Source organism: Desulfacinum hydrothermale DSM 13146, from assembly GCF_900176285.1.
In the GTDB taxonomy this organism is placed as follows: Bacteria; Desulfobacterota; Syntrophobacteria; order Syntrophobacterales; family DSM-9756; genus Desulfacinum; species Desulfacinum hydrothermale.
Map to the genome: position 1 here is coordinate 65,974 of NZ_FWXF01000015.1, position 23,048 is coordinate 89,021.

The 23,048-nt window shown below is 59.8% G+C and carries 37 protein-coding genes; 3 read left to right on the forward strand and 34 right to left on the reverse strand.

The features are described 5' to 3' along the window. Positions 1–10: 10 nt before the first annotated feature. The 3 genes from B9A12_RS12580 to B9A12_RS12590 are packed head-to-tail and all read left to right on the forward strand — an operon-like array spanning position 11 to position 3,230. Positions 11–1,189 carry an acetyl-CoA C-acetyltransferase gene (locus B9A12_RS12580; protein WP_084058367.1) on the forward strand — a complete coding sequence of 393 codons (1,179 nt, stop codon included), beginning with the start codon at positions 11–13 and terminating at the stop codon, positions 1,187–1,189. A gap of 42 nt (positions 1,190–1,231) precedes the next feature. After that, entirely contained in the window at positions 1,232–2,023 is a 792-nt protein-coding gene (locus B9A12_RS12585; RefSeq protein ID WP_084058370.1) for an enoyl-CoA hydratase-related protein, read from the forward strand. Between the two features lie 58 nt (positions 2,024–2,081). After that, positions 2,082–3,230 carry an acyl-CoA dehydrogenase family protein gene (locus B9A12_RS12590; protein ID WP_084058374.1) on the forward strand — a complete coding sequence of 383 codons (1,149 nt, stop codon included), beginning with the start codon at positions 2,082–2,084 and terminating at the stop codon, positions 3,228–3,230. A 153-nt stretch (positions 3,231–3,383) separates the two neighbouring features. Here the strand turns inward: B9A12_RS12590 and B9A12_RS12595 are convergent, their stop codons facing one another. The 34 genes from B9A12_RS12595 to B9A12_RS12765 form a co-directional block, all read right to left on the reverse strand. Next, the gene (locus B9A12_RS12595) at positions 3,384–3,575 is read right to left on the reverse strand and encodes a hypothetical protein (protein WP_084058378.1); all 192 of its coding nucleotides are present in this window, start codon (positions 3,573–3,575) and stop codon (positions 3,384–3,386) included. Between the two features lie 216 nt (positions 3,576–3,791). Beyond that, positions 3,792–5,846, reverse strand: a complete 2,055-nt coding sequence (fusA, locus tag B9A12_RS12600; protein WP_084058381.1) for an elongation factor G — start codon at positions 5,844–5,846, stop codon at positions 3,792–3,794. Positions 5,847–6,580: 734 nt separating this feature from the next. Next, positions 6,581–7,051 (reverse strand): 50S ribosomal protein L17, encoded by a 471-nt coding sequence (gene rplQ, locus B9A12_RS12610; RefSeq protein ID WP_084058386.1) that lies wholly within the window; start codon positions 7,049–7,051, stop codon positions 6,581–6,583. A gap of 2 nt (positions 7,052–7,053) precedes the next feature. Further along, positions 7,054–8,064 carry a DNA-directed RNA polymerase subunit alpha gene (locus B9A12_RS12615; protein ID WP_084058388.1) on the reverse strand — a complete coding sequence of 337 codons (1,011 nt, stop codon included), beginning with the start codon at positions 8,062–8,064 and terminating at the stop codon, positions 7,054–7,056. A 123-nt stretch (positions 8,065–8,187) separates the two neighbouring features. Further along, on the reverse strand, positions 8,188–8,814 hold the full coding sequence (rpsD, locus tag B9A12_RS12620; RefSeq protein WP_084058390.1) for a 30S ribosomal protein S4: 627 nt from the start codon (positions 8,812–8,814) through the stop codon (positions 8,188–8,190). A gap of 83 nt (positions 8,815–8,897) precedes the next feature. Next, positions 8,898–9,290 carry a 30S ribosomal protein S11 gene (rpsK, locus tag B9A12_RS12625; RefSeq protein WP_084058392.1) on the reverse strand — a complete coding sequence of 131 codons (393 nt, stop codon included), beginning with the start codon at positions 9,288–9,290 and terminating at the stop codon, positions 8,898–8,900. 19 nt (positions 9,291–9,309) lie between these two features. Next, positions 9,310–9,681: a 30S ribosomal protein S13 gene (gene rpsM, locus B9A12_RS12630; protein WP_084058394.1), complete on the reverse strand. Its 372-nt coding sequence runs from the start codon at positions 9,679–9,681 to the stop codon at positions 9,310–9,312. 15 nt (positions 9,682–9,696) lie between these two features. Beyond that, a complete protein-coding gene (gene rpmJ / locus B9A12_RS12635) occupies positions 9,697–9,810 on the reverse strand; it encodes a 50S ribosomal protein L36 (protein WP_073037078.1) in 114 nt (37 codons plus the stop codon). A gap of 61 nt (positions 9,811–9,871) precedes the next feature. Continuing rightward, complete coding sequence (gene infA / locus B9A12_RS12640; protein ID WP_073037079.1) at positions 9,872–10,093, reverse strand: translation initiation factor IF-1; 222 nt, start codon at positions 10,091–10,093, stop codon at positions 9,872–9,874. Positions 10,094–10,343: 250 nt separating this feature from the next. Beyond that, positions 10,344–11,096 carry a type I methionyl aminopeptidase gene (gene map / locus B9A12_RS12645; RefSeq protein ID WP_084058396.1) on the reverse strand — a complete coding sequence of 251 codons (753 nt, stop codon included), beginning with the start codon at positions 11,094–11,096 and terminating at the stop codon, positions 10,344–10,346. A gap of 8 nt (positions 11,097–11,104) precedes the next feature. Beyond that, positions 11,105–11,746 carry an adenylate kinase gene (locus B9A12_RS12650; RefSeq protein ID WP_084058398.1) on the reverse strand — a complete coding sequence of 214 codons (642 nt, stop codon included), beginning with the start codon at positions 11,744–11,746 and terminating at the stop codon, positions 11,105–11,107. 111 nt (positions 11,747–11,857) lie between these two features. Beyond that, positions 11,858–13,165: a preprotein translocase subunit SecY gene (gene secY / locus B9A12_RS12655; protein ID WP_084058400.1), complete on the reverse strand. Its 1,308-nt coding sequence runs from the start codon at positions 13,163–13,165 to the stop codon at positions 11,858–11,860. Between the two features lie 18 nt (positions 13,166–13,183). Further along, positions 13,184–13,624: a 50S ribosomal protein L15 gene (gene rplO / locus B9A12_RS12660; protein ID WP_084058402.1), complete on the reverse strand. Its 441-nt coding sequence runs from the start codon at positions 13,622–13,624 to the stop codon at positions 13,184–13,186. A gap of 31 nt (positions 13,625–13,655) precedes the next feature. Then, the gene (gene rpmD / locus B9A12_RS12665; RefSeq protein WP_084058404.1) at positions 13,656–13,838 is read right to left on the reverse strand and encodes a 50S ribosomal protein L30; all 183 of its coding nucleotides are present in this window, start codon (positions 13,836–13,838) and stop codon (positions 13,656–13,658) included. A gap of 19 nt (positions 13,839–13,857) precedes the next feature. Continuing rightward, complete coding sequence (rpsE, locus tag B9A12_RS12670) at positions 13,858–14,349, reverse strand: 30S ribosomal protein S5 (protein WP_084058449.1); 492 nt, start codon at positions 14,347–14,349, stop codon at positions 13,858–13,860. Positions 14,350–14,389: 40 nt separating this feature from the next. After that, on the reverse strand, positions 14,390–14,764 hold the full coding sequence (rplR, locus tag B9A12_RS12675; protein WP_084058406.1) for a 50S ribosomal protein L18: 375 nt from the start codon (positions 14,762–14,764) through the stop codon (positions 14,390–14,392). An 11-nt stretch (positions 14,765–14,775) separates the two neighbouring features. Next, positions 14,776–15,315, reverse strand: coding sequence for a 50S ribosomal protein L6 (rplF, locus tag B9A12_RS12680; protein ID WP_084058408.1), 540 nt, complete (start codon positions 15,313–15,315; stop codon positions 14,776–14,778). Between the two features lie 65 nt (positions 15,316–15,380). After that, entirely contained in the window at positions 15,381–15,779 is a 399-nt protein-coding gene (gene rpsH / locus B9A12_RS12685) for a 30S ribosomal protein S8 (RefSeq protein WP_084058409.1), read from the reverse strand. A 28-nt stretch (positions 15,780–15,807) separates the two neighbouring features. Beyond that, positions 15,808–15,993, reverse strand: a complete 186-nt coding sequence (locus B9A12_RS12690) for a type Z 30S ribosomal protein S14 (RefSeq protein ID WP_073037093.1) — start codon at positions 15,991–15,993, stop codon at positions 15,808–15,810. Positions 15,994–16,012: 19 nt separating this feature from the next. Beyond that, positions 16,013–16,552 (reverse strand): 50S ribosomal protein L5, encoded by a 540-nt coding sequence (gene rplE, locus B9A12_RS12695; protein ID WP_084058411.1) that lies wholly within the window; start codon positions 16,550–16,552, stop codon positions 16,013–16,015. Between the two features lie 32 nt (positions 16,553–16,584). Beyond that, entirely contained in the window at positions 16,585–16,917 is a 333-nt protein-coding gene (rplX, locus tag B9A12_RS12700) for a 50S ribosomal protein L24 (protein WP_084058413.1), read from the reverse strand. Positions 16,918–16,940: 23 nt separating this feature from the next. After that, entirely contained in the window at positions 16,941–17,309 is a 369-nt protein-coding gene (rplN, locus tag B9A12_RS12705) for a 50S ribosomal protein L14 (RefSeq protein ID WP_084058415.1), read from the reverse strand. A gap of 64 nt (positions 17,310–17,373) precedes the next feature. Further along, the gene (gene rpsQ, locus B9A12_RS12710; protein WP_084058417.1) at positions 17,374–17,637 is read right to left on the reverse strand and encodes a 30S ribosomal protein S17; all 264 of its coding nucleotides are present in this window, start codon (positions 17,635–17,637) and stop codon (positions 17,374–17,376) included. Positions 17,638–17,648: 11 nt separating this feature from the next. Beyond that, on the reverse strand, positions 17,649–17,849 hold the full coding sequence (rpmC, locus tag B9A12_RS12715; RefSeq protein ID WP_084058419.1) for a 50S ribosomal protein L29: 201 nt from the start codon (positions 17,847–17,849) through the stop codon (positions 17,649–17,651). Beyond that, positions 17,846–18,262, reverse strand: coding sequence for a 50S ribosomal protein L16 (rplP, locus tag B9A12_RS12720; RefSeq protein ID WP_084058421.1), 417 nt, complete (start codon positions 18,260–18,262; stop codon positions 17,846–17,848). Before rplP ends, rpmC begins: the two co-directional genes overlap by 4 nt. Positions 18,263–18,348: 86 nt before the next feature. Beyond that, complete coding sequence (gene rpsC / locus B9A12_RS12725) at positions 18,349–18,975, reverse strand: 30S ribosomal protein S3 (RefSeq protein WP_084058423.1); 627 nt, start codon at positions 18,973–18,975, stop codon at positions 18,349–18,351. 108 nt (positions 18,976–19,083) lie between these two features. After that, complete coding sequence (gene rplV / locus B9A12_RS12730) at positions 19,084–19,416, reverse strand: 50S ribosomal protein L22 (protein WP_084058424.1); 333 nt, start codon at positions 19,414–19,416, stop codon at positions 19,084–19,086. Continuing rightward, positions 19,416–19,703, reverse strand: a complete 288-nt coding sequence (rpsS, locus tag B9A12_RS12735) for a 30S ribosomal protein S19 (protein WP_084058426.1) — start codon at positions 19,701–19,703, stop codon at positions 19,416–19,418. The genes rplV and rpsS overlap by 1 nt, the downstream gene beginning before the upstream one ends. Positions 19,704–19,724: 21 nt before the next feature. Continuing rightward, entirely contained in the window at positions 19,725–20,546 is an 822-nt protein-coding gene (rplB, locus tag B9A12_RS12740; protein WP_084058428.1) for a 50S ribosomal protein L2, read from the reverse strand. Between the two features lie 72 nt (positions 20,547–20,618). Beyond that, the gene (gene rplW / locus B9A12_RS12745; protein WP_084058430.1) at positions 20,619–20,912 is read right to left on the reverse strand and encodes a 50S ribosomal protein L23; all 294 of its coding nucleotides are present in this window, start codon (positions 20,910–20,912) and stop codon (positions 20,619–20,621) included. Beyond that, positions 20,909–21,532 carry a 50S ribosomal protein L4 gene (rplD, locus tag B9A12_RS12750; RefSeq protein WP_084058432.1) on the reverse strand — a complete coding sequence of 208 codons (624 nt, stop codon included), beginning with the start codon at positions 21,530–21,532 and terminating at the stop codon, positions 20,909–20,911. Before rplD ends, rplW begins: the two co-directional genes overlap by 4 nt. A 42-nt stretch (positions 21,533–21,574) precedes the next feature. Next, positions 21,575–22,207, reverse strand: coding sequence for a 50S ribosomal protein L3 (gene rplC / locus B9A12_RS12755; RefSeq protein ID WP_084058434.1), 633 nt, complete (start codon positions 22,205–22,207; stop codon positions 21,575–21,577). A 43-nt stretch (positions 22,208–22,250) separates the two neighbouring features. After that, positions 22,251–22,559, reverse strand: coding sequence for a 30S ribosomal protein S10 (rpsJ, locus tag B9A12_RS12760; RefSeq protein WP_073037150.1), 309 nt, complete (start codon positions 22,557–22,559; stop codon positions 22,251–22,253). A gap of 75 nt (positions 22,560–22,634) precedes the next feature. After that, positions 22,635–23,048: elongation factor Tu (locus B9A12_RS12765; RefSeq protein WP_483863794.1), on the reverse strand; the 414-nt coding region annotated here is incomplete at its 5' end.

Below are 23,048 nucleotides of genomic sequence, written 5' to 3' on the forward strand. Positions count from 1 at the left end.
GGAGGTGAACATGCAGCAAGCGGTCATCGTCAGCGCGGTTCGAACTCCCGTCGGCAGCTTCGGCCGATCTCTGGCGGCCATCCCCGCTGTAACCCTTGGTGTGGTGGCCGTGCGGGAGGCCCTGAAGCGCATCGGCCTTTCCCCCGATCAGGTGGATGAAGTCATTCTGGGAAATGTCCTCCAGGCCGCGCAAGGACAGAACCCAGCCCGGCAGGTGGCGGTCCATACCGGCATCCCCCACCAGGTGCCCGCCTTCACCATCAACAAGGTGTGCGCCTCCGGACTCAAGTCCGTGGGTCTGGCGGCCCAGGCCGTCATGGTGGGGGACGCCCAAGTGGTGGTGGCCGGGGGCATTGAAAACATGAGCGCCGCGCCCTATGCCTTGCCCAAAGTGCGCTGGGGCCAGCGCATGGGTCATGGTGAGATGGTGGACATCATGATCCACGACGGGCTTTGGGATATCTTCAACGGCTACCACATGGGCATCACGGCCGAGAACGTGGCGGAGCGCTACGGCATCAGCCGCGAGGAACAGGACGCTTTCGCCCTGGCCAGCCAGCAGAAGGCCGAAGCGGCCATCAAGGAAGGGCGATTCCGCGACGAGATCGTGCCCGTGGAGGTCCCCCAGCGAAAGGGAGATCCCATCCTCTTCGATACGGACGAACACCCCCGGTTCGGCACCACCCTGGAGGCGTTGGCCAAGCTCAGGCCCGCCTTCAAGAAAGACGGTACGGTCACCGCGGGCAACGCCTCCGGCATCAACGACGGCGGGGCCGCCCTCGTGGTCATGTCGGAACGGAAGGCCGCCGAACTGGGGTTGACCCCCCTGGCCGCCATCCGCGCCTATGCGTCTGCGGGCGTGGACCCCGCCTACATGGGCACCGGTCCCATTCCCGCCAGTCGCAAAGCCCTGGAAAAGGCGGGCTGGACTCCTGACGATCTGGACCTGGTGGAAGCCAATGAGGCCTTCGCCGCTCAGGCCATCGCGGTCAACAAGGAGTTGGGCTGGGATACGAACAAGGTGAACGTCAATGGCGGCGCCATCGCCCTCGGTCATCCCATCGGGGCGTCCGGGGCGCGCATACTGATCACCCTGCTTTATGAAATGAAGCGACGCAACGCCCAAAAGGGCCTGGCCACCCTGTGCATCGGCGGCGGCCAGGGCATGGCCGTTGCCGTCGAACGCTAGCTCAACCACCCCACACACCCAATCCGAGGGAGGCGCTGGATCATGGAATTTGAAAACATTCTGTTCCAAGTGCAAGACGGCGTGGCTGTGATCACGTTCAACCGGCCCAAGGCCTTGAACGCCTTGAACCCTGCCACCCTGGAGGAGCTGGCCCGGGCGGTGGCTGCGGTCCAAGAGGATGACGCGGTTGGCGTGCTGGTGCTCACCGGGGCCGGAGACAAGGCCTTTGTGGCGGGAGCCGACATCACGGAATTACAAAAGATGAACCCCCTGGAAGCACGCCTTTTTGCCCAGAGGGGTCAAGACATCTTCTTCAGCCTGGAGGCCCTGCCCAAGCCCGTCATCGCCTGTGTGAACGGATTCGCCTTGGGCGGGGGCTGTGAATTGGCCATGAGCTGTGACTTCATCTACGCTTCCGACAAGGCCAAGTTCGGCCAGCCGGAGATCAATCTGGGCATCATCCCGGGCTTCGGCGGCACCCAGCGGCTGGCTCGCCTGGTGGGCCGCGCCAAGGCCAAGGAATTGTGCATGACCGGCGAAATGATCGATGCGCAGCAGGCCAAGGACCTGGGGCTGGCGGCCAAGGTCTTTGCCCACGATGCCCTCCTGGACGAGACTCTCAAGGTGGCCAAGGCCATGGCCGCCAAGAGCTGCACGGCGCTGCGGGCCATCAAGCAGGTGGTGGACCGAGGTATGGATGCGGATCTCAAGACGGGCTGCGCCCTGGAGGCCGAGGCCTTCGGCGTCTGTTTTGCCAGTCAAGACGCCAAGGAAGGCACCACCGCCTTCTTGGAGAAGCGCAAACCCGTCTTCAAAGGCTCCTTTACCAACTGAGGCTTGGGCCGGTAAGCTGAAAGACAGTATTGAACCCAGTGCGTGCGGAGGACAATCCATGAATTTCGAACTGACCGAAGAACAACGTATGATCCAGGACATGGCCCGCAAGTTCGCCGAACGGGAAATCGCGCCGGTGGCGAGCGAACTGGACCAAACCCACAAGCACCCGGAAGAGATCGTCAAGAAGATGGGCGAGCTGGGCCTCATGGGCATCACCATCCCGCCGGAATACGGCGGAGCGGGCATGGACTACGTGAGCTACGTCCTGGCCATGATCGAGATCTCCAAGGCCTGCGCCTCGTGCGGCGTCATCATGAGCGTCTGCAACAGCCTCTACAACTTCCCCGTTTACACCTACGGCACGGAAGAGCAGAAGCAGGCCTTTCTCACCCCCGTCGCCAGTGGTGAATACCTGGGCTGCTACGGCCTGACGGAAGCGGGTGCGGGATCGGATCCGGCCCGGATGCGCACCACCGCCGTGCTGGACGGCAACGAGTGGGTCATCAACGGGGAAAAGAAGTTCATCACCAACGGCAACGTGTCCCGCTACTGCGTTCTGGCGGCCGTGACCGACAAGGAAAAGGGCTACAAGGGCATCAGTTCCTTCCTGGTGGACCTGCACAACACTCCCGGGTTCAAGGTGGGGCGCGTGGAGGACAAGCTGGGGATCGCTGCCTCCGGTACGGCGGAGCTGATCTTCGAGGATGCGCGCATTCCCAAGGAAAACCTACTGGGCAAGGAAGGCGAGGGCTTCAAGCAGATGCTCACCACCCTGGACGGTGGCAGGATCGGCATCGCCTCCCAGGCCATCGGCATCGGCCGGGCCGTGTTGGAAGAAGGGCTGGAGTATGCCAAGACGCGCGAGCAGTTCGGACGCCCCATCGCCTCGTTCCAGGCGATCCAGTGGAAGCTGGCCGACATCGCCACCCAGCTGGACGCTGCGGAACTGCTGGCACTTCGGGCCGCCTGGCTGGAACAAAACGGCCGGGGCTACGAAAAGGAAGCGGCCATGGCCAAACTCTTTGCTTCGGATACGGCCATGTGGGCCGCCGTGGAGGGTGTACAGATCCTGGGCGGCTACGGCTATTGTAAGGAGTATCCCATGGAACGGCACCTGCGCGATGCCAAGATCACCCAGATCTATGAGGGTACCAATGAAATCATGCGCCTGGTGATCGCCCGCAGAATCCTGGGCAAGTTCTAAGCGCCATCACTTAAAACCCCAAAGAGAAGCCCCGGAAGACAAGCGCGTCTTCCGGGGCTTTTCTTTGGGTCACACCGCAGGCTGCTTGAAGCGAAAAGGTTGTTGGGTAAACCGCGGAAAGGCTTCGCAATACGAGGCCTTTCCGCGGGAAGATCACATCCTCTGCAGCCGACGCATGCGGCGCTGGATCCTCTTGATGGCCTTCTTCCGCTTGATGCGGCGGCGCTCACCTTTGGAGAGGTAGTAATTGTGGCGTCGCAGCACCGGCTGGACGTTCTTTTGAAAATCCTTCCGGAGCTTGCGAATCTTTTTCTCGAAACTCTCCCGGGTCTCCGGCTCCGACATTCAGATTTCACCTGCCTTTCAACTACAAAAAGATCCGCTCTGGATCTCCTTGCATAAAGTTGCCTTCCCCGAAAAGATCGGGAAGGCATTTCCGATACGCTTGCAGCCTGCCGTTATCATGCGATCCTGTGGCATGTATCATGGTCCGCACCTTCTGGCAAGTGCTTTGAGCCAAGATTCCAAGGCCTCCGCGCCATCTTTCCCTTGGCGGCCCCCTCAATAGCCGCCCAACGGTTCACACAGCACGTCGTAGCGCGCAAACTGCATGGAAAAAGTGGCCCGACCTTGGGTGACCGAACGCAGGGCGGTGGAATAGCCGAACATCTTGGACAGGGCCACGATGGCATCGACCACCTGGACGGCCTTCCTGGCTGTGATGCCCTCCACCCGCGCTTTCCGCAGGTTCAGGTCCCCGATCACTTCCCCCAGAAACTCTTCGGGGACCAGCACCTCCACCGCCATGTAGGGTTCCAGGAGCGTGGGTTGCGCCTTTTGACACGCATCGCGAAAGGCCATGGTCGCCGCCACCCGAAAGGCCAGCTCCGTGGAGGCCCCCTCTCGAAACTCCCCGCCAACGATGGACACTTCCACGTCCACGACCGGATAGCCCATCAGCTCCCCGCTGGTGAGGGCATCTGATATCCCTTGTTCCACGGCCGGTAGAAACGCCTCCGGGATGGAGTCGTCCCGCACCCGCTGTACGACCCGGTTTCCCTTGCCCCGCGGCCTCGGTTCCACATGGACCTCAACGGCCGCATAGTGCTTGGCACCTCCAATATCCCGGTCGAAAACGCCGCGGCCCAAGGCCGACTCCTGGACCGTTTCGCGGTAGACCACCTGGGGTTTGCCCGCGTTGACCCCCACGCCGTAGTCCCGCTGCAGCCGGGTGATCAGGATATCCAGGTGCAACTCGCCCATGCCACGGATGACGATCTGGCCCGTGTCTTCATCCTCGTAGAAGCGAAAGGTGGGATCCTCCTCGGCAAGCTTTTGTAAGGAATCCATCAGCTTGTCCTGATCGCCGCGCGTCTTGGGCTCCACGGCCACGCTGATGACCGGTTCGTAGGCCTGGATGGCTTCCAGCAGGATCGGACGTTTTTCGTCACAGAGCGTGTCTCCCGTACTGGCGGACTTGAGCCCCATGAGCGCCACAATGGCCCCCGCCCCGGCCTCTTCCAGACGCTCTCGCTTGTTGGCGTGCATCCTAAAGATTCGCGACAGTTTTTCCCGCGTGCCTCGTCGCGCATTGTAGATCACATCCCCTGCGCGAATCTTTCCCGAATAGATCCGCGTGTAGGTCAGCTTGCGTCCCTGGTCCATCTGGATCTTAAAGGCCAGGGCCGCCAGGGGCTCTTGGTCGCTGCTCAGCCTTTCCTCCGTCTCCTTCGTCACAGGATGGATCCCCCGAACCGGGGGCACGTCCAGAGGACACGGCAGGCAATCCACCACGGCATCCACCAGGGGTTGGATGCCCTTGTTGCGAAGAGCCGCACCGCAAAGCACCGGGACCACCTTCAGTTCCAGAGTGAGGCGTCTGAGCGTTCTGCGAAGCTCCGAGTCTGTAATTTCCACCCCCTCCAGGTATTTCTCCATGAGCTGGTCGTCCCATTCGGCCAGTTGGGCCACCAACTCCTCTCGCGCCTCCTGGACCTGATCCGACAGAGCCTCCTCAATGGGTACATATTCATATTCGGCCCCCAGGGCCTCGTCTTTCCAGACGATCTGGCGCTGACTCAAAAGATCCACCACGCCACGAAAATCCGATTCCCTGCCCACGGGAATCTGGATCGCCACCGGGTTGGCCTGCAATTTCTCCTTCATCTGTTCCAGAACTTGAGAGAAATCCGCCCCGATCCGATCCATTTTGTTCACAAAAGCGATCTTGGGAACACCGTATTTATCGGCCTGGTGCCAGACGGTCTCCGACTGGGGCTCCACTCCCCCCACAGCGCAAAATACGGCCACCACGCCGTCGAGGACGCGCAAGGAACGTTCCACCTCGATGGTGAAGTCCACATGGCCGGGCGTGTCGATCAACTGAATCTGGTGGCCCTTCCACTCACAGGTGGTCACCGCCGAGGTGATCGTGATTCCCCGCTCCTGTTCCTGTTCCATCCAGTCCATGACGGCCGTGCCATCATGGACTTCCCCGATCTTGTACGATCGGCCCGTGTAGTAGAGAATCCGTTCGGTGACCGTGGTCTTGCCCGCATCGATGTGGGCGATGATACCTATATTTCTGACCTTCTTCAGCCTGGATGGCGCCGCCATGTCCTCACCTCTCTCGGCATGAAATGAGCCGCCCCCAGCCCGAAGGCGGCGAAAGTCCCCAACCCATCCTGTTGAGCGGACCACCGTTTTCAGGGGAGCGAAGGCTCTCTCCTGATCCGCATGTGGCGCAGGCGACAGCAGGCGTTGCGCTCTGCCTCTTCGATATCGCCGGCCGACCCCTTCCACGATGCCCCAAACGCGCATCACACAGTCCCATGCCATCGCCCGGCGTCACACATACCACAACGCACGGCCCGGCCATGGCCGTCTGTTTGTCGCTTCCAAGGGCAGCGCGCCAACGGTACGGAATCCAGATCTAGGTGTCAAGAAAACCGATCCCCTTGCGCTCGCCGTTTTTTTGATTAGTTTAAGGTTTTAAGGTAACTCCCAAACATCACAAGGAGGAGCGGACACTATGATGATGGCCAAGGCTCAGCCAACCCGCCAGAGAGACTCTGTGCGCCATGGCGCACAACCAATCCCCAATCCCGTCCTGTGCCGGGAAGGGCGAGGCATTCGTCATTTTGCCTGCGCCCACTACGATGCTTGCCTCGACAAGGCCGCCAAGGCCATGTGGACCGGTTTCACTTGCGTGGAATGCGCCTTTTACAATTCGCGGGATCGCGAATGACCTCCATCGCAGGCCCCCGCAAGCAAAGAGCCCAACGTCCCCAGGGACGTTGGGCTCTTTGTATTCAGCCGTTCTTAAAAGGACCTCAGCGCCACAGGGCCGCCTATTCCGACTCCTTTTCCACTGCCGCCCCTTCGCCTTCCGGCTCGAGCGTTTCCGCCGGCGCCTGGGCTTCCCTCTTTTCAGCGGGCTTTTCGGCCTTCTTTGGCGGCTGCGTCTCGCCTCCCACCAGCTCGATCAAACACATGGGGGCGGCGTCACCACGCCGATATCCCATCTTCACAATCCGCGTGTATCCCCCGGGCCGATCCTGGTAGCGCGGTCCTAGCTCGGCAAAAAGCTTGTGCACGACCGCCTTACTCCGAACCACGCCCAAAGCCTGCCGGCGCGCATGTAAGTCGCCCCGCTTGCCCAGCGTGATCATGGAATCCGCCCAACGGCGAATTTCTTTGGCCTTTGGTACCGTCGTGTAGATACGCTCATGTTCCAGGAGCGATGTCACCATATTTCGAAACATGGCCGTGCGGTGACTGGAAGTCCGATTCAATTTCCGACCAGATTTCCTGTGGCGCATGGCTATTCCTCTTCCTTTCTTCTCTGCGCAATCTCTTCGCGGCTCGGGAAGTTTTCCAGCTGCATCCCGAGGGAGAGTCCCATTTCAGCGAGAATTTCCTTGATTTCGTTGAGGGATTTACGGCCGAAATTCTTCGTCTTGAGCATCTCGGCTTCGGTCTTCTGCACCAGCTCACCGATGTAACGGATGTCCGCATTCTTCAGGCAGTTGGCGCTACGCACGGAAAGCTCCAGCTCATCCACGCTCCGGAAGAGGTTCTCGTTGAAGGCCGGCTCCTCTTCCTCCTCGCCTTCTTCGACCGGAAGCTCGTATTCTTCGAAATTGATGAAAACCGACAGCTGCTCTTTCAGAATCTTGGCCGCCAGGGCAAGGGCATCTTCGGGACTCACACTGCCATCCGTCCAGATCTCCATGGTCAGCTTGTCGTAGTCCGTACGTTGCCCCACCCGCGCCTGGGTCACGTTGTAGCTGACCTTTCGCACGGGTGAATAGATGGCGTCGATGGGTATCATCCCGATCGTTTCCGTGGCTTCCGAATCCCAGTCGGCGGGCACATACCCCTTGCCCTCATCCACCCTCAGCTCCATGCGGATCTTGCCGTCTTTGGCCAACGTACAGATGGGCAAATCCTTGTTGAGGATCGTCACAGAGGAGTCCCCTTGCATGTCTCCGGCCGTGACCAAGCCCTCACCTTCCTTTTCCAACACGAGCTGCTTCGGTCCGTCACCGTCCAGTCGCAACCTCACCTCTTTGAGGTTCAGGATGATCTCGGTCACGTCGTCCACAACGCCCGGCGCCGAGGAAAATTCGTGCTGTACGCCGTCGATCTTCACGGCGGTGATGGCGGCGCCCCGCAAGGACGAGAGCAGCACCCGCCTCAACGCATTGCCGAGCGTCGTTCCGAAGCCCCTTTCCAAAGGCTCGCACGTGAACTTGGCATAGCGGCTGGGATCCTCCCCCGCTTCGACCTCCAAGCGCCTCGGCCGGATCAACTCGCGCCAATTCTTCTCCATACCTGTTCCCATCCCTTCGATAAGATGCGGCCGCCCGTGGCGGCCCACCCCGTCCTATCACGAAAAAGCCCGCACGGCCGGCGCGTTCGCTACCGCGCACCAGCCGGCCGGTTCGGAGTCGCCTTACTTGGAGTAGAATTCCACCACCAAGTGTTCCTGGACGGGCAACGGTATCTCTTCCCGGGTCGGAAGAGTTCGAAACACACCCTGGTATTTGTCTTTGTCCAAATCCAGCCACGGCATCACACCCCGCCGCGGCAAAGCCTCCAGGGCCTCGTTGATCATGCCCACCTGCCGGCTCTTTTCCCGAACCGCGATCACGTCCCCGGGCCGAAGCAGGTAGGACGGAATGTTCACCTTGCGGCCGTTGACCAGGAAGTGACCATGCCGGACCAGCTGACGCGCCTGGGAGCGGGAGTTGGCAAAGCCGAGTCGATAGACCGTGTTGTCAAGCCTTCGTTCCAGCAGGATCAGGAAGTTGGTACCCGTCACACCCTTCTGGCGGTCGGCTTCCTTGAAATAGGCCTTGAACTGCTTTTCCTGCAGGCCGTAGATCCGCTTGATCTTCTGCTTTTCGCGAAGCTGTATGCCGTAGTCCGAAAGCTTGCTGCGCCGCTGACCGTGCTGTCCCGGTGCATAGCTCCGACGTTCATAGGCACACTTATCCGAAAAGCACCGGTCGCCCTTGAGATAGAGCTTCATGCTTTCGCGCCGACACAGCCGACACACAGGACCAGTATATCGAGCCAAAATCCAATCCTCCTCTTTAACCGGTAACCGCCCGCCGGGACCTACCCATCCGCCGGTCCACCCAAACGGGCACGTTCTTCCCCTTAGACGCGCCGCCTCTTGGGAGGCCGACATCCGTTGTGGGGCATGGGAGTGACGTCCTTGATGACGGTCACATTCAAGCCTGCTGCCTGCAGGGCACGCAGCGCCGCCTCACGCCCCGAGCCGGGACCCTTCACGTGCACTTCCACGTTTTGCAGGCCGTGTTCCATGGCCGCCTTGGCCGCCGCCTGCGCCGCCATCTGAGCCGCAAACGGAGTGCTCTTTCTGGAGCCCTTGAAGCCCTGTTTGCCGCCACTGGCCCAGGAAATGGTGTTGCCGCTCATATCGGTGATGGTGATCATCGTGTTGTTGAACGTGGAATGGATATGAGCGATCCCATTCTGGATGTTTTTGCGCTCTTTCTTCTTGCGAGGTCCACCTCTGCCCCGTGCCATGTTGACTCCATCCTCTCAATTACTTTTTCTTCTTGCCCATAACCGATCGTCGGGGACCTTTGCGCGTACGGGCGTTGGTATGCGTTCTCTGCCCTCGCACCGGCAGGCCCCTGCGGTGTCTCAGTCCCCTGTAACAGCCCAAATCCATCAGCCGCTTGATATTCATCGATACTTCGGCCCGAAGGTCACCTTCCACCTTGTACTTGGTATCGATGACCCGGCGAATGGCCGTAATTTGAGCTTCGGTCAGGTCGTCGGACTTAATGGCAGGATCCACGCCCGCCTCCGCCACAATCTTGGACGCGGTGGCCCGCCCGATCCCATAGATGTAGGTCAGGGCAATCTCAATGCGCTTGTTTTTGGGTAAGTCTATACCTGCAATACGTGCCAATGCGAAATCCTCCCACTAGCCTTGACGCTGTTTGTGCTTGGGGTTTTCACAGATCACCCGCACCTGGCCATGTCGCCGAATGATCTTGCACTTGCGGCAGATGCGTTTCACCGACGCTCGCACCTTCATGCCAAACTCCCTTCCCGCAACACGCTGTCGTTACGCATTCACTTCTTGGGTCGTTACGCATTCACTTCTTGGATCGATATACGATGCGGCCACGAGTCAGATCGTAAGGGGAAAGCTCGACTGTCACCTTGTCGCCCGGCAGGATGCGGATGAAATGCATACGCATCTTCCCGGAAATATGGGCGAGCACCCGGTGCCCGTTTTCCAGCTCAACACGAAACATGGCGTTTGGAAGGGGCTCAATGACAGTGCCTTCAACCTCGATCGCTTCTTCTTTGGCCATAAATCAATCCCCTCAAAACTTAAGAGTCCTCACCTGGCTTCTGCAAAGCGCTGCATTATAAACATGCCCCCAGGGGCTGTAAAGCCTTTATGTGCGATGTGACGTTCCGGCGCTTGGACCCTCCCCCTTGGGGCCAGGGCACCCACCCCTATTCGAGCGAAAACCCTTGGCTCACGGCGTCTTGCACCCGGTCCCGCTTGGGCTCGTTACGCGCCCCTGTCGTTTGCTTCCTGGCCGTCGCCGGTCCTCTCTAGTCGCACACCGACAGGATTTCCGGACCGTTTTTCGTGATGGCGACGGTATGCTCGAAATGGGCGGAGAGCTTGCGATCAACCGTCACCGCCGTCCAGCCGTCTTCCAGGATCTCGATTTCCGCTCTCCCCTGGTTGATCATGGGCTCGATGGCGAAGACCATGCCCGCCTGCAGCTTCACGCCACGCCCCGGAGGCCCGTAGTTGGGGATCTGAGGACTCTCGTGTAGATTCCGACCGATACCGTGCCCCACAAATTCCCGGACCACGGCAAAGCCGTGCTTTTCCACGTGGGCCTGAACCGCATGGGAGATGTCCGAAAGGCGGTTGCCCACCCTCGCCTTGGCGATGGCCTGGTCCAACGATTCCCGGGTCACGCGGCACAACGCCTCGGCTTGCCCGCTGATCTTGCCCACCGCGACGGTGATGGCCGCGTCCCCGTAGTAGCCGTCCACGATCACGCCGAAGTCAAGGCTGATAATGTCCCCTTCTTTCAAGACCCGTTTCTTGGACGGCATCCCATGGACCACCTCTTCGTTCACCGACGTGCACAAGGCGTGGGGGAACCCATGGTATCCCTTGAAGGCCGGCTTGGCGCCGCGTTCCGCCGCCAGCTCTTCGCTCAGGGCGTTCAGATCCCATGTGCTCACCCCCGGCTCGACCGCTTCCCGCAGCCGAGTCAGCACCTCCGCCACAATGCGGCACGCCTTGCGGATCTTGTCAATTTCTTCAGGAGACTTCAGTGTAATCAAGACAACCTCTAGCCAAGAACGGCCTTGATACGAGCAAAGATTTCATCGATGGAACCCACGCCGTCGATCTGTCGCAGCTTGCCTTGCTTTTCGTAGTAGTCGATCAACGGTTTGGTCTGTTCCCCATAGACCTGAAGGCGCGACTTGACGGTGGCCTCGTTGTCATCGTCCCTCTGGTAGAGCTCTCCGCCGCACTTGTCGCAGACCCCGTCCTTCTTGGGAGGATCGAACATCACATGGAACCCGGCTCCGCAGTCGCGGCACGTCCGGCGCCCCGTGAGGCGCTTGACCAGTTCCTCGTCGGGCACCTGGATACAGACCACATGGTCGATGGTCTGCCCCAGCTCGGACAGCATCCTGTCCAAGGTCTCCGCCTGGCTCACGTTCCGCGGGAACCCGTCCAACATGTATCCCTTCTTGCAGTCGTCCTGCTGAATCCGCTCTTTGACCAGTCCCACCACGACCTCGTCCGGGACCAAGGCGCCCTGATCCATGTACTTTTTGGCTTCCAGCCCCAGGGGAGTGCCTTCCTTGAGGGCGGCCCGCAACATGTCCCCGGTGGAAATCTGTGGAATCCCGTAAGCATCGATCAGCCGTTTCGCCTGTGTTCCTTTTCCGGCTCCCGGAGGCCCCAACAAGATGATGTTCATGCGCTTCCTCCCTTTCGCTCTCAAAACGTATACCCTTCGGACACCACCCAAACGGTGAAAGGGAACAGAGCAACCTCCCCTGTTCCCTCGCCTGCTTTACTGGATCCGGACCTAATGCCCGGCACGCACGCGCCCGCCCTTCAAGAATCCTTCGTAGTGTCGCGTGAGCATGTGCGCCTCGATTTGCCCCACCGTGTCCATGGCCACGCCCACAACGATCAGGAGGGCCGTCCCTCCGAAATAGAACGGGACGTTGAAGTTACGTATGAGCAGGGTGGGCAGCACGCACACGGCGGACACGTAGATCGCCCCGCCGAGCGTGATGCGGCTCAGCACCTTGTCGATGTATTCCGCAGTGGGCCGTCCCGGCCGGATGCCGGGGATGAAGCCACCGTACTTTTTCATGTTGTCGGCCACATCCTCCGGATTGAAGACGATGGCCGTATAAAAGTAGCAGAAAAAGATGATGAATCCCACGTAGAGGGTGATGTAGAGCCAGTGGCCCGGCCGGACCATGTTGGCCATGTTCTGCACCCAGGGCACCTGAATGAAGTTGGCCACCGTGGCCGGGAACATGATGATGGAAGAGGCAAAGATGGGCGGGATCACCCCCGATGTGTTGATCTTCAAAGGCAGATGCGTACTTTGCCCCCCGTACATTCTGCGGCCCACCACCCGCTTGGCGTACTGGACCGGGATCCGGCGCTGCCCGCTTTCCATGTAGACGATGAAGGCCACCACGCCCACCATGAGCACCAGCAGCACCAGGATCTTGAAGACACTCATCTCCCCGGTCTGCATCAAGCGCAGGGTGTTGCCCACGGCCCCCGGCATGCCGGCCACGATACCGGCGAAGATGATGAGGGAGATGCCGTTGCCGATACCCCGCTCGGTGATCTGTTCACCCAGCCACATGATGAAAGCGGTTCCCGCCGTGAGGGTGATCACGGTCACCAACCGAAAGCCCCATCCCGGGTTGAGCACCACCGGCTCACCCCCCGGACCCGTCATGCCTTCCAGACCGAAGGCGATGCCGAATCCTTGGATGATGCTCAGCAGCACCGTCCCATAGCGGGTGTATTGGGTGATTTTTTTGTGACCGGCTTCGCCTTCCTTGCTGAGCTGTTCCAGGTGCGGGATCACCACGGTCAGGAGCTGCAAGATGATGGATGCGCTGATGTAGGGCATGATCCCCAGTGCGAAGACCGACAGCTGCCTGAGGGCTCCACCGGAAAACATGTTGAAGAGCCCCAGGAGGGTGCCCTGGGCGGCGGAGAAAAAGGCCGCAAGGGCCTCCCGGTTGATCCCCGGCGTGGGCACATGCACCCCGATGCGATACACGGCCAACAGGAGCAGCGTGTTTCCGATCCGCTTTTTCAGCTCGGGGATTCGACCTATGTTTTGAAAACCTGACAGCACGCTCTGCTTCCCCTTCCTTTAGATCAACTCCACCTTGCCGCCGGCCGCCTCCACCTTGGCAATGGCCGAGGCACTGGCCTTGTGCACGCGCAGGGTCAGGCCCTTGGAGATATCTCCGTCGCCAAGGAGCTTGATCCGCTTGGCCTTCTTGCGCACGAGGCCTGCGGCCTTCAGTTCGTCGGGACCCACCGCGGATCCCGCCTCAAAGCGGTCCAGGTCCTGCACATTGACCACTTCGTACTCGGTCCGGAAGATGTTGGTGAATCCTCTCTTGGGCACGCGCCGCTGCAACGGCATCTGACCGCCCTCGAACCAGGGCGGGACGCCACCACCGGAACGCGACTTCTGTCCCTTGGTACCCCGACCGGCCGTCTTCCCCAGGCCGGAGCCCGAGCCGCGGCCGACCCGCTTCTTATTCTTTTTGGCGCCCGTTGCGGGCTTCAGTTCATTCAATCGCATCGCTCTTACCACCTTCCCCAGTCAGCCGAGCCTACGCCTCGCTCACTTCCACCAAGTGGTTGACCTTCTTGACGGCACCCACGATTTGCGGGGTGGCGTACAAGGTCACTTCCTTATGCAGCTTCGTCAGCCCCAGCGCCTTGAGGATCTTTCGATGTTTTTCAGGGCGCCCGATCGGGCTGCGGACAAGTTTCACCTTAATGGGCTTCGCCATGGATCTTCCTCCTGCCAAGCTAGGCTCGCAGCTCGTTCGCATCGATGCCGCGAATCTTGGCGATCTTTTCCGGGCTTCTCAGGGCTTTGAGGCCCGTCAGCGTCGCCTTCACAACGTTGTGCGGATTGCGCGATCCCAAGACCTTGGTGAGCACGTCCGAGACACCCAAGGCCTCCATGATGGCGCGCACGGCCCCACCGGCAATCACTCCCGTACCGGGCGAGGCGGGCTTGAGAACCACACGGGATGCACCGAAACGGCCCAGCACTTCGTGGGGGAGCGTCCCGTCGATGAGCGGCACTTGGAACATCTCACGCTTGGCCGCCTCCAGCCCCTTGCGAATCGCCTCCGGGACCTCGTTGGCCTTACCCAGGGCAAAGCCCACCCGGCCGTTGCCGTCTCCCACCACCACGATAGCGCTGAAGGAGAATCGGCGTCCGCCCTTGACCACCTTGGCCACGCGGTTGATATGAACAATCTTGTCGATCAATTGAACTTCGTTGGACTCCAGAGCTGCCAAGATATGCCTCCTCTTCCCTTTCGGGCTCTAGTCAGAACTCGAGACCGGCGGCCCGGGCGCCATCGGCAAGGGCACGCACTCGACCGTGGTAGATGAACCCATTGCGGTCGAAAACAGCCTTCTTGATCCCCTTTTCCAAGGCCTTTTGGGCAACCAACTGCCCCACCATCTGCGCGGCGCCCTCCTTGCCCTTGACCTCCTCCTCCAGGTTCTTGAACTCCGGAGACAGGGTGGACGCGGCCGCCAAGGTCACCCCGGCGGTGTCATCGATGAGCTGGGCGTAGATATGCTTGGCACTCCGGTAGACCGTCAGCCGCGGGCGATCCGCAGTCCCTGTCACCCTGGCTCGAATCCTCTTTTTCCGCTTCAGTCGAGCGAGAACTCTCGGATGCGTCTTCGATCCCATCGTCTTATCCCCTATTTCTTGCCGGCCTTGCCAGCCTTGCGTCGGACCTGCTCATCGGCGTACCGGACACCCTTGCCCTTGTAAGGCTCCACCGGCCGCAGGGCCCGGATATTGGCCGCCGTCTGCCCCAGCACTTCCCGGTCGGTCCCTTCCAGGCGGATCACGTTTTGCTTGTCCACCGTGGCTTGGATGCCTTCCGGAAGCTCGTAGTTGATCGGGTGGGAATAGCCCAGGGTCAGATTGAGCACGTTTTTATTCACCTCGGCGCGGTAGCCCACACCGTGGATTTCCAAGACCTTCGTAAAACCTTGGCTGACTCCCACCACCATGTTGCTCACCAGGGCCCGTACCAAACCGTGCAGAGACCGGGCCTGTCGGCTTTCGTCCGCCCTGCGGCAAACGATCTGATCACCTTCCACGGTCACCTGGATCTGGCTCGGCAACTCACGGGTCAAAACCCCTTTCGGACCCTTGACCGTAATCTTCGCGCCGTCCACCTTCACATCCACCCCTTGGGGAACGGGGACGGGATTCTTGCCCACACGAGACATCTTGGATCTCCTTGTCTAGACTGCCTGAAACGCACACCTACAGCAGGAGCCTGCGGCCCAAGGGCTTACCAAACCTGGCACAGGACTTCCCCCCCGACGCCCTGGCGCCGCGCCTGCTTGTCGGTCATCACTCCCTTGGACGTGGACAGGATGGAAATGCCCAGACCATTGAGAACGCGGGGAATCTCGTCGGCTCCCACGTAGATGCGCCGGCTCGGTTTGCTCACGCGCTTCATGTCCACAATGGCGGCTTCCCGGTCGGAACCATATTTGAGGTGGATCCTCAAGATGCCCTGCTTGTTGTCCTTGATCACCTTGTAGTGCTTGATGTAGCCCTCTTCTTTCAGGATCCGGGCCAACTCCGTCTTGATGCGTGATGCCGGGATGTCCACCTTATCGAAGCGCGCCCTGTGCGCGTTTTTGATCCTTGTCAGAAAATCGGCAATCGGATCGGTCATCACCATGAGGTATTCTCCTTCTGCTCCCAGCCGGTTACCAACTGGCCTTGGTCACGCCAGGGAGTTCGCCGTTCAGCGCCATATTGCGGAAGCAGATACGGCACATCCCGAACTTTCGCAGAAACGCACGAGGACGTCCGCACAACGGGCAACGGTTGTAGGCCCGAACCTTGAACTTGGGCGGGCGCTGCGCTTTTGCCATCATCGATTTCTTAGCCAAGGCTGCCTCCTCTGACCTCTTACTTCCTGAACGGCATGCCCAGAAGAGTCAGAAGCTCCCGCGCTTCCTCATCTGTCTTGGCTGTCGTCACGATCGTGATGTTCATCCCCTTGATCTTGTCGATCTTGTCGTAGTCGATTTCGGGGAAGATGATTTGCTCTTTGACACCCAGTGTGTAGTTGCCCCGTCCGTCGAAGGACTTGGGCGATACGCCGCGAAAGTCGCGGACTCGGGGCAAGGCGATGTTCACGAGCTTGTCAAAAAACTCGTACATCCGATCTTTGCGCAGCGTGACCATGCAGCCAATGGGCATGCCCTTGCGCAGCTTGAACGCGGCGATGCTCAACCGGGCACGGGTGATCACCGGCTTCTGCCCACTGATCAGGGCCAGCTCCTCGGACGCCGTTTCCAACACCTTGACGTTTTGAATCGCCTCGCCCAGCCCCATGTTGAGCACGATCTTGCTCAGCCTCGGAATCTGCATGGGGCTCTTGTACTGGAATTTTCCCGCCAATTGCGGTGCGATTTCCTTCGCATACAACTCACGTAAACGAGCCATTCGTGCCTCCACTCCGCCCGACGTCGTGGACGTCACCCGTCGATGACTTCGCCGCATTTCTTGCAAACGCGCACCTTGCGGCCGTCTTCCAGGGTCTTATAGCCCACTCGGGTCGGATCCGTGCATTTGGAACAGATCAACATGAGATTGGAAATGTGAATAGGGGCTTCCTTCTCCACGATTCCACCCTGCCGGCTGTAGGCTCCCGGACGCATGTGGCGCTTGACCATGTTGAGCTTTTCCACAATGGCCCTGTCGGTCTTGGGCAAGATCTTCATGACCTTCCCGGACTTGCCCTTCTCCTTGCCGGCGATCACCATCACCTTGTCATTCTTTTTGATGCGGTACTTTTTTGCCAAAGCCATTTTCGACTTTCTCCGTTACCCCGCTAGAGAACTTCCGGAGCGAGCGAGATGATTTTCATGAACTGCTTGGCCCGCAGTTCTCGAGCCACAGGACCAAAGATACGGGTCCCGATGGGCTCCCTGGCCGCATTGATCAGCACGGCCGAATTGTCATCGAATTTGATGTAGGTTCCGTCCGGCCGGCGAACTTCCTTCTTGGTGCGCACCACCACGGCTTTGAGCACATCGCCCTTTTTCACCTTGGAATTGGGGATGGCTTCCTTCACAGACACCACGATGATATCACCGACCGTGGCATACCTTTTCCTGGATCCGCCAAGCACCTTGATGCAATACAGCCGCTTCGCTCCGGAGTTGTCGGCGGCAGTCAGTTGCGTTTCTGCCTGGATCATCTTGAACTCCCTTCAATCGCTCGACACAGCTGGGCCACCGCACGGCCTCCGCCGTCTCGGGACCTCACACAGCAGCCCGTTCCAGAATCTTGACCACGACCCAGTGCTTGGTCTTGCTCAGCGGGCGGCTCTCCTGGATGACGACGCGATCGCCCACGCGACAGTCGTTGGTTTCGTCATGCGCCTTGAACTTGTTGCGACGTCGAATGTACTTTCCGTACAAAGGGTGTTTCACCAGGCGCTCGACACTCACCACCACCGTCTTGTTCATTTTGTCGCTGACGACCGTGCCGACGCGGGTCTTCCTGTTGGTCTTACGCTCTTCCATTGACATGCCTCTTAAGCCTCGCTGACGCTTTGCTTTTCTCGCAATACGGTCAACACGCGCGCAATGTTGCGCTTGTGTTGCTTGAGCTGCGCTGTGTTTTCCAACTGCCCGGTGGCGTGCTGAAATTTCAGGTTAAAGTGCGACTCGCGCAGCTCCACCAGCTTCTGCTGAAGCTCTTCCACGCTCAATTCTCGAAGGCTCGCTGCTTTCATAGGACATCCTGCCTCGACACAAAACGCGTTGCCACCGGAAGCTTGTGGGATGCCAGTCGGCACGCTTCACGGGCCACTTCCTCGGGCACGCCCTTCAGTTCATAAAGAATCCGACCCGGCTTCACGATGGCCACCCACATCTCGGGCGATCCCTTACCTTTACCCATCCGAGTTTCCGCAGGCTTCTTCGTGATGGGCTTGTCCGGAAAGATTCGAATCCACAATTTCCCGCCGCGTTTTACATGCCGTGTGATGGCCACACGGGCCGCCTCGATCTGACGGGACGTGATCCGCCCGGATTCCAGGGCCTTGATGCCGTAGTCACCGAAATTCAGCTGATTGCCGCGATACGCCGTCCCTCTCATGCGGCCTTTCTGCTGCTTGCGGTATCTCACTCGTTTTGGGGCTAGCATTTTCCAACTCCTCTGTCATTCCAAGCGCGGCGAAAGTCGTTCCCCCTCGAAGGGGGCGAATGGGCTCAGATGGCTCCCCATCGGGACTACGGCAACACTTCCCCTTTGAAGATCCATACCTTGACGCCGATCACACCGTAAGTGGTCTTGGCCACGCCCACCGCGTAATCGATATCCGCACGCAAGGTATGCAAAGGCACGCGCCCTTCACGATACCATTCACGACGCGCCATTTCGGCCCCGCCCAGTCGACCGGCGCAGGCCACGCGCACGCCCTTGGCGCCGAACTTGAGGGCCGAGGTCACCGCCCGCTTCATGGCCCTTCGAAATGCCACCCGCCGTTCCAGCTGCAGAGCGATGTTTTCCGCCACCAGCGTGGCATCCAGCTCCGGACGGCGCACTTCCTGAATATCGATGAGCATCTCCCGCTGGAACTTCTTTTCCAAATCCCGGCGCAAGGCTTCGATCTCGACACCCTTCTTTCCGATGACAATTCCCGGGCGGGCCGTATGAATCCTGATTTTGGCTCGGTTGGCGGCGCGTTCGATCTCGATTTTTGCAATGCCGGCATGGTAGAGCCGCTTTTTGATGAACTCGCGGATCTTGCGGTCCTCATATGCCAGCTTGGCGTAGTCCTTCGTGGCAAACCATTTGGAATCCCACGTCTTGATGACGCCCAGACGGAATCCTATGGGGTGTACCTTCTGTCCCAAACTTCACCTCCGCGCTCGTTGAATCCTTCGACTCCCGCACCCGGCGCCCGGCAGTTCCGCACCGACGCCCCCGGGGGAGCAGGCCCTTCGGCCTTCAATGATTCCTTCCTATCTTTCCCCTAGCACCACCGTGATGTGGCTCGTGCGCTTGAGAATCTGCGTGGCCCGACCCATGGCACGCGGCCTCCAGCGCTTCAGCCGAGGACCCTCGTTCACGTAGATGGCCTTGACATACAGGCTGTCCATGTCCATGGCGTTGGTGTTCTCCGCATTCGCCACGGCAGACCGCAGGGTCTTACTGATGTAGCGGGCCCCTTTTTTCGGGGTAAACTTCAGTATTGTCAAGGCATCACCCACGTTCTTGCTTCGGATGAGCTCGGCCACCAAGCGCGCTTTCCGTGGGGAAATCCGCAAATACTTGGACACAGCCCTAACTTCCATCACTTCTTCCCTTTCACCTTCGACTTCTTGTCACCTGCATGACCGTAAAAGGTCCTTGTGGGCGAAAATTCCCCCAGCTTGTGACCGACCATGTTCTCCGTCACGAAGACGGGGATGAATTTCTTCCCGTTGTGCACGGCGATGGTCAGGCCCACAAAGTCCGGAAGAATGGTCGAACGCCGAGACCAGGTTTTGATCACTTTGCGATCACCGGTCTCCCTGGCCTTCAGGACCTTGCGCATCAGGTGATCATCGACAAAGGGTCCCTTCTTCAAAGAGCGAGGCACCTTACCCTCCTTACCTTCACGCTACTTGCGGCGACGGATGATGAGTCGATCGCTGTTCTTGGCCTTGCGGGTTCTGTAACCCTTGGTGGGCTTGCCCCAAGGGGTACACGGATGGCGACCGCCGGAGCTCCGGCCTTCGCCGCCGCCCATGGGGTGATCCACCGGGTTCATGGCCACGCCGCGGACCTTGGGACGGCGTCCCAACCAACGGGTACGCCCCGCCTTGCCATAACTGACGTTTTCGTGGTCGATATTACCCACCTGTCCCACGGTGGCCCGGCACTTGATCGGGACCATGCGCATTTCGCCGGAAGGCATCCGCAACGTGCAGTAGCGCCCCTCCTTGGCCATCACCTGCGCGCCCGTGCCGGCGGATCGCACCATCTGTCCGCCCTTTCCCGGGATCATCTCGATGTTATGCACGATCGTACCCAGCGGCATGTTCTCCAAGGGCAGGCAGTTTCCCACGCGGATTTCCGCATTGGACCCGGACAGCAACTGATCGCCCACCTTGAGGCCCACGGGGGCCAGGATGTAGCGCTTTTCCCCGTCCACGTAGTGCAGCAGGGCAATGCGAGCGGAACGGTTCGGGTCGTATTCGATCGCCGCCACCTTGGCCGGCACCCCGTCCTTATTGCGCTTGAAATCAATGATCCGATACCGCCTCTTGTGTCCTCCGCCCCGATGTCGGACCGTCACGCGGCCGTTGGCGTTGCGGCCTCCCGACTTCTTCACGGGCTCGAGCAGACTCTTTTCCGGTTCCTTCTTGGTGATCTCCTCGAAGATCGGATAGGTGATGAAGCGGGTACCGGCGCTTCTCGGTTTGACCTTTCTGATGCCCATAGGTATCCCTCGTCAACAACTGGCTCACGGACGGCCCGGCAGGACCCCGGATCCGTCCCTCTCTTTCCAGACCTAGACGCCCTCAAAGAATTCCACGCGCTGGCCGGGCTTGATGGTCACAATCGCCTTCTTCCAATCCGGCGTCCTGGTCACCCAGCGACCCACACGCTTCGTCTTTCCCTTCACCCGAATGGTGCGAACCTCGAGCACGTCCACGTTGAAGATTCGCTCGACCGCCTCCTTGATCTCGATCTTGTTGGCCCGGCGGTCCACTTCGAAATGGAGCTTGTTCATCAGCTCTTTTTCCAGGGTGCTCTTTTCGGTGATCAGGGGGCGCTTGAGAATGTGATAAGCTTTGTCCGTCATGACCCCAAGGACTCCTCTATTTTGCCAATCGTTTCTTTGGTCAGGACGACGTTCCGGTGGTTGAGAATGTCGTACACGTTCAGCCCTTCCGAGCGCAACACCTTCACGTTGGGAATGTTGCGGGCCGATTTTTCCACCACCTCATCCCGGCGCGCAATCACCACCAGGGGTTTGCTGAGCTCAAAGCGCTGGACCCACGCCGCGAATTCCTTGGTCTTGATCTCCGGCAGGCTCAGCTCTTCCACAACGGTCAGCTCCTGATCCTGAAGCTTCTGGCTCAGGGCCATCTTCAGGGCCAATTTCCGGACCTTCTTGGGCACCTTCATCTCGTAGGAACGGGGCTGCGGCCCGTGCACCGTGCCGCCCCCCTTCCACAGGGGCGAACGAATGGTTCCCACGCGGGCACGTCCCGTACCCTTCTGGCGCCAGGGCTTTCGACCCCCACCGGCGACTTCGCTTCGGCCCTTGGTCTTGGCCGTTCCCGCCCGGCGCTTGGCCAGCTGATAGAGCACCACCTCATGGAGCACGTGGGCCTTGACCGGAACGGCAAACACGTCGTCCCGGAGCTCCATCTGCCCCACAACCTGACGGTTCATGTCGAAAATATCAATCGTAGGCATGACGTTACCTCTAGTCCTCCCAGGTTTTTCCGGCTTGGAGCCTTACTTGACACGATTCGTCTTGCGAATGAACACCAAACCGTTCTTGGCTCCCGGCACAGCACCTTTGATCAACAGCAGGTTTTCCTCGGGCCGCACGTCTACGATCTTCAGGTTGAGGGTGGTCACGCGCTTATTTCCCTTCTGGCCAGCCATCTTCTTGCCTTTGATCACCCTGCCGGGGTACGTGGCACATCCTGTGGAACCGGGCTCGCGAATGTTCTTGCAGCCGTGGGTTTCCGGCCCCCGGTGGAAGCCCCACCGTTTGATGGTTCCTGCGAAGCCCTTTCCCTTGCTGATGCCGGTCACATCCACCCGGTCGCCGATTTCAAAGACATCTGTGCCGATCACCTGCCCCATTTCGAACTCGTCCACATTGTCCACGCGCACTTCGCGCAAGGCCTGGAAATAGCCTTTGCCCACCTTGTCCAGGTGGCCTTTCATGGGACGGTTGACCTTCTTCTCACTCTTGGTGCCAAAGCCCAGCTGGAGGGCACTGTAACCGTCGCGCTCCGGCACCTTCACCTGGGTGACCACACAGGGACCCGCCTGGATCACCGTCACCGGCACCACGCTGCCGTCATCGGCGAAGACTTGCGTCATACCGAGTTTGCGTCCAATCAATGCCTTAACCATTTTGTCTGCTCTCTCTCAGTAGCCTTTCCGCTCGAAGAGGCTTTTACAGCTTGATTTCCACGTCCACGCCGGCCGAAAGATCCAGCTTCATCAGGGAGTCCACCGTCTGCTGCGTCGGCTCCAGGATGTCGACCAGCCTCTTGTGAACCCGGACCTCAAACTGTTCCCGCGACTTCTTGTCGATGTGGACAGACCGCAACACCGTGTAGCGATGAATCTTGGTGGGCAGCGGGATGGGCCCTGCCACGTGGGCACCCGTCTTCTTCGCCGTGTTCACGATCTCCGCGGCCGCCTGATCAAGAAGCTTGTGGTCGTAAGCTTTCAAGCGGATTCTGATTCGCTGATTCATCATCATAGCTGTTGTTCCCATAAGTTGGGTCCCCGCCGAAGGCGTCGGCCGGGGACCCTTTCCGTTATTGGTGCTGCCCTACTCGATGATGTCGGTGACGACGCCGGCCCCCACGGTGCGTCCGCCTTCGCGGACCGCGAAGCGAAGCTCCTTTTCCAAGGCCACCGGGGCGATCAGCTGCACTTCCATGTTCACGTTGTCGCCCGGCATCACCATCTCCACGCCCTCAGGAAGCGTCACTACACCCGTCACGTCCGTGGTCCGAAAATAGAACTGAGGACGGTACCCGGGGAAAAACGGCGTATGACGGCCACCTTCTTCCTTCTTCAGCACGTAAACTTCCGCCTTGAACTTCGTGTGCGGCGTGATGCTCCCAGGCTTGGCCACCACCTGGCCGCGCTCCACCTCATCGCGCTTGATCCCGCGAAGCAACAAACCCACGTTGTCGCCCGCCTCACCGCGGTCCAGCGTCTTGCGGAACATCTCCACGCC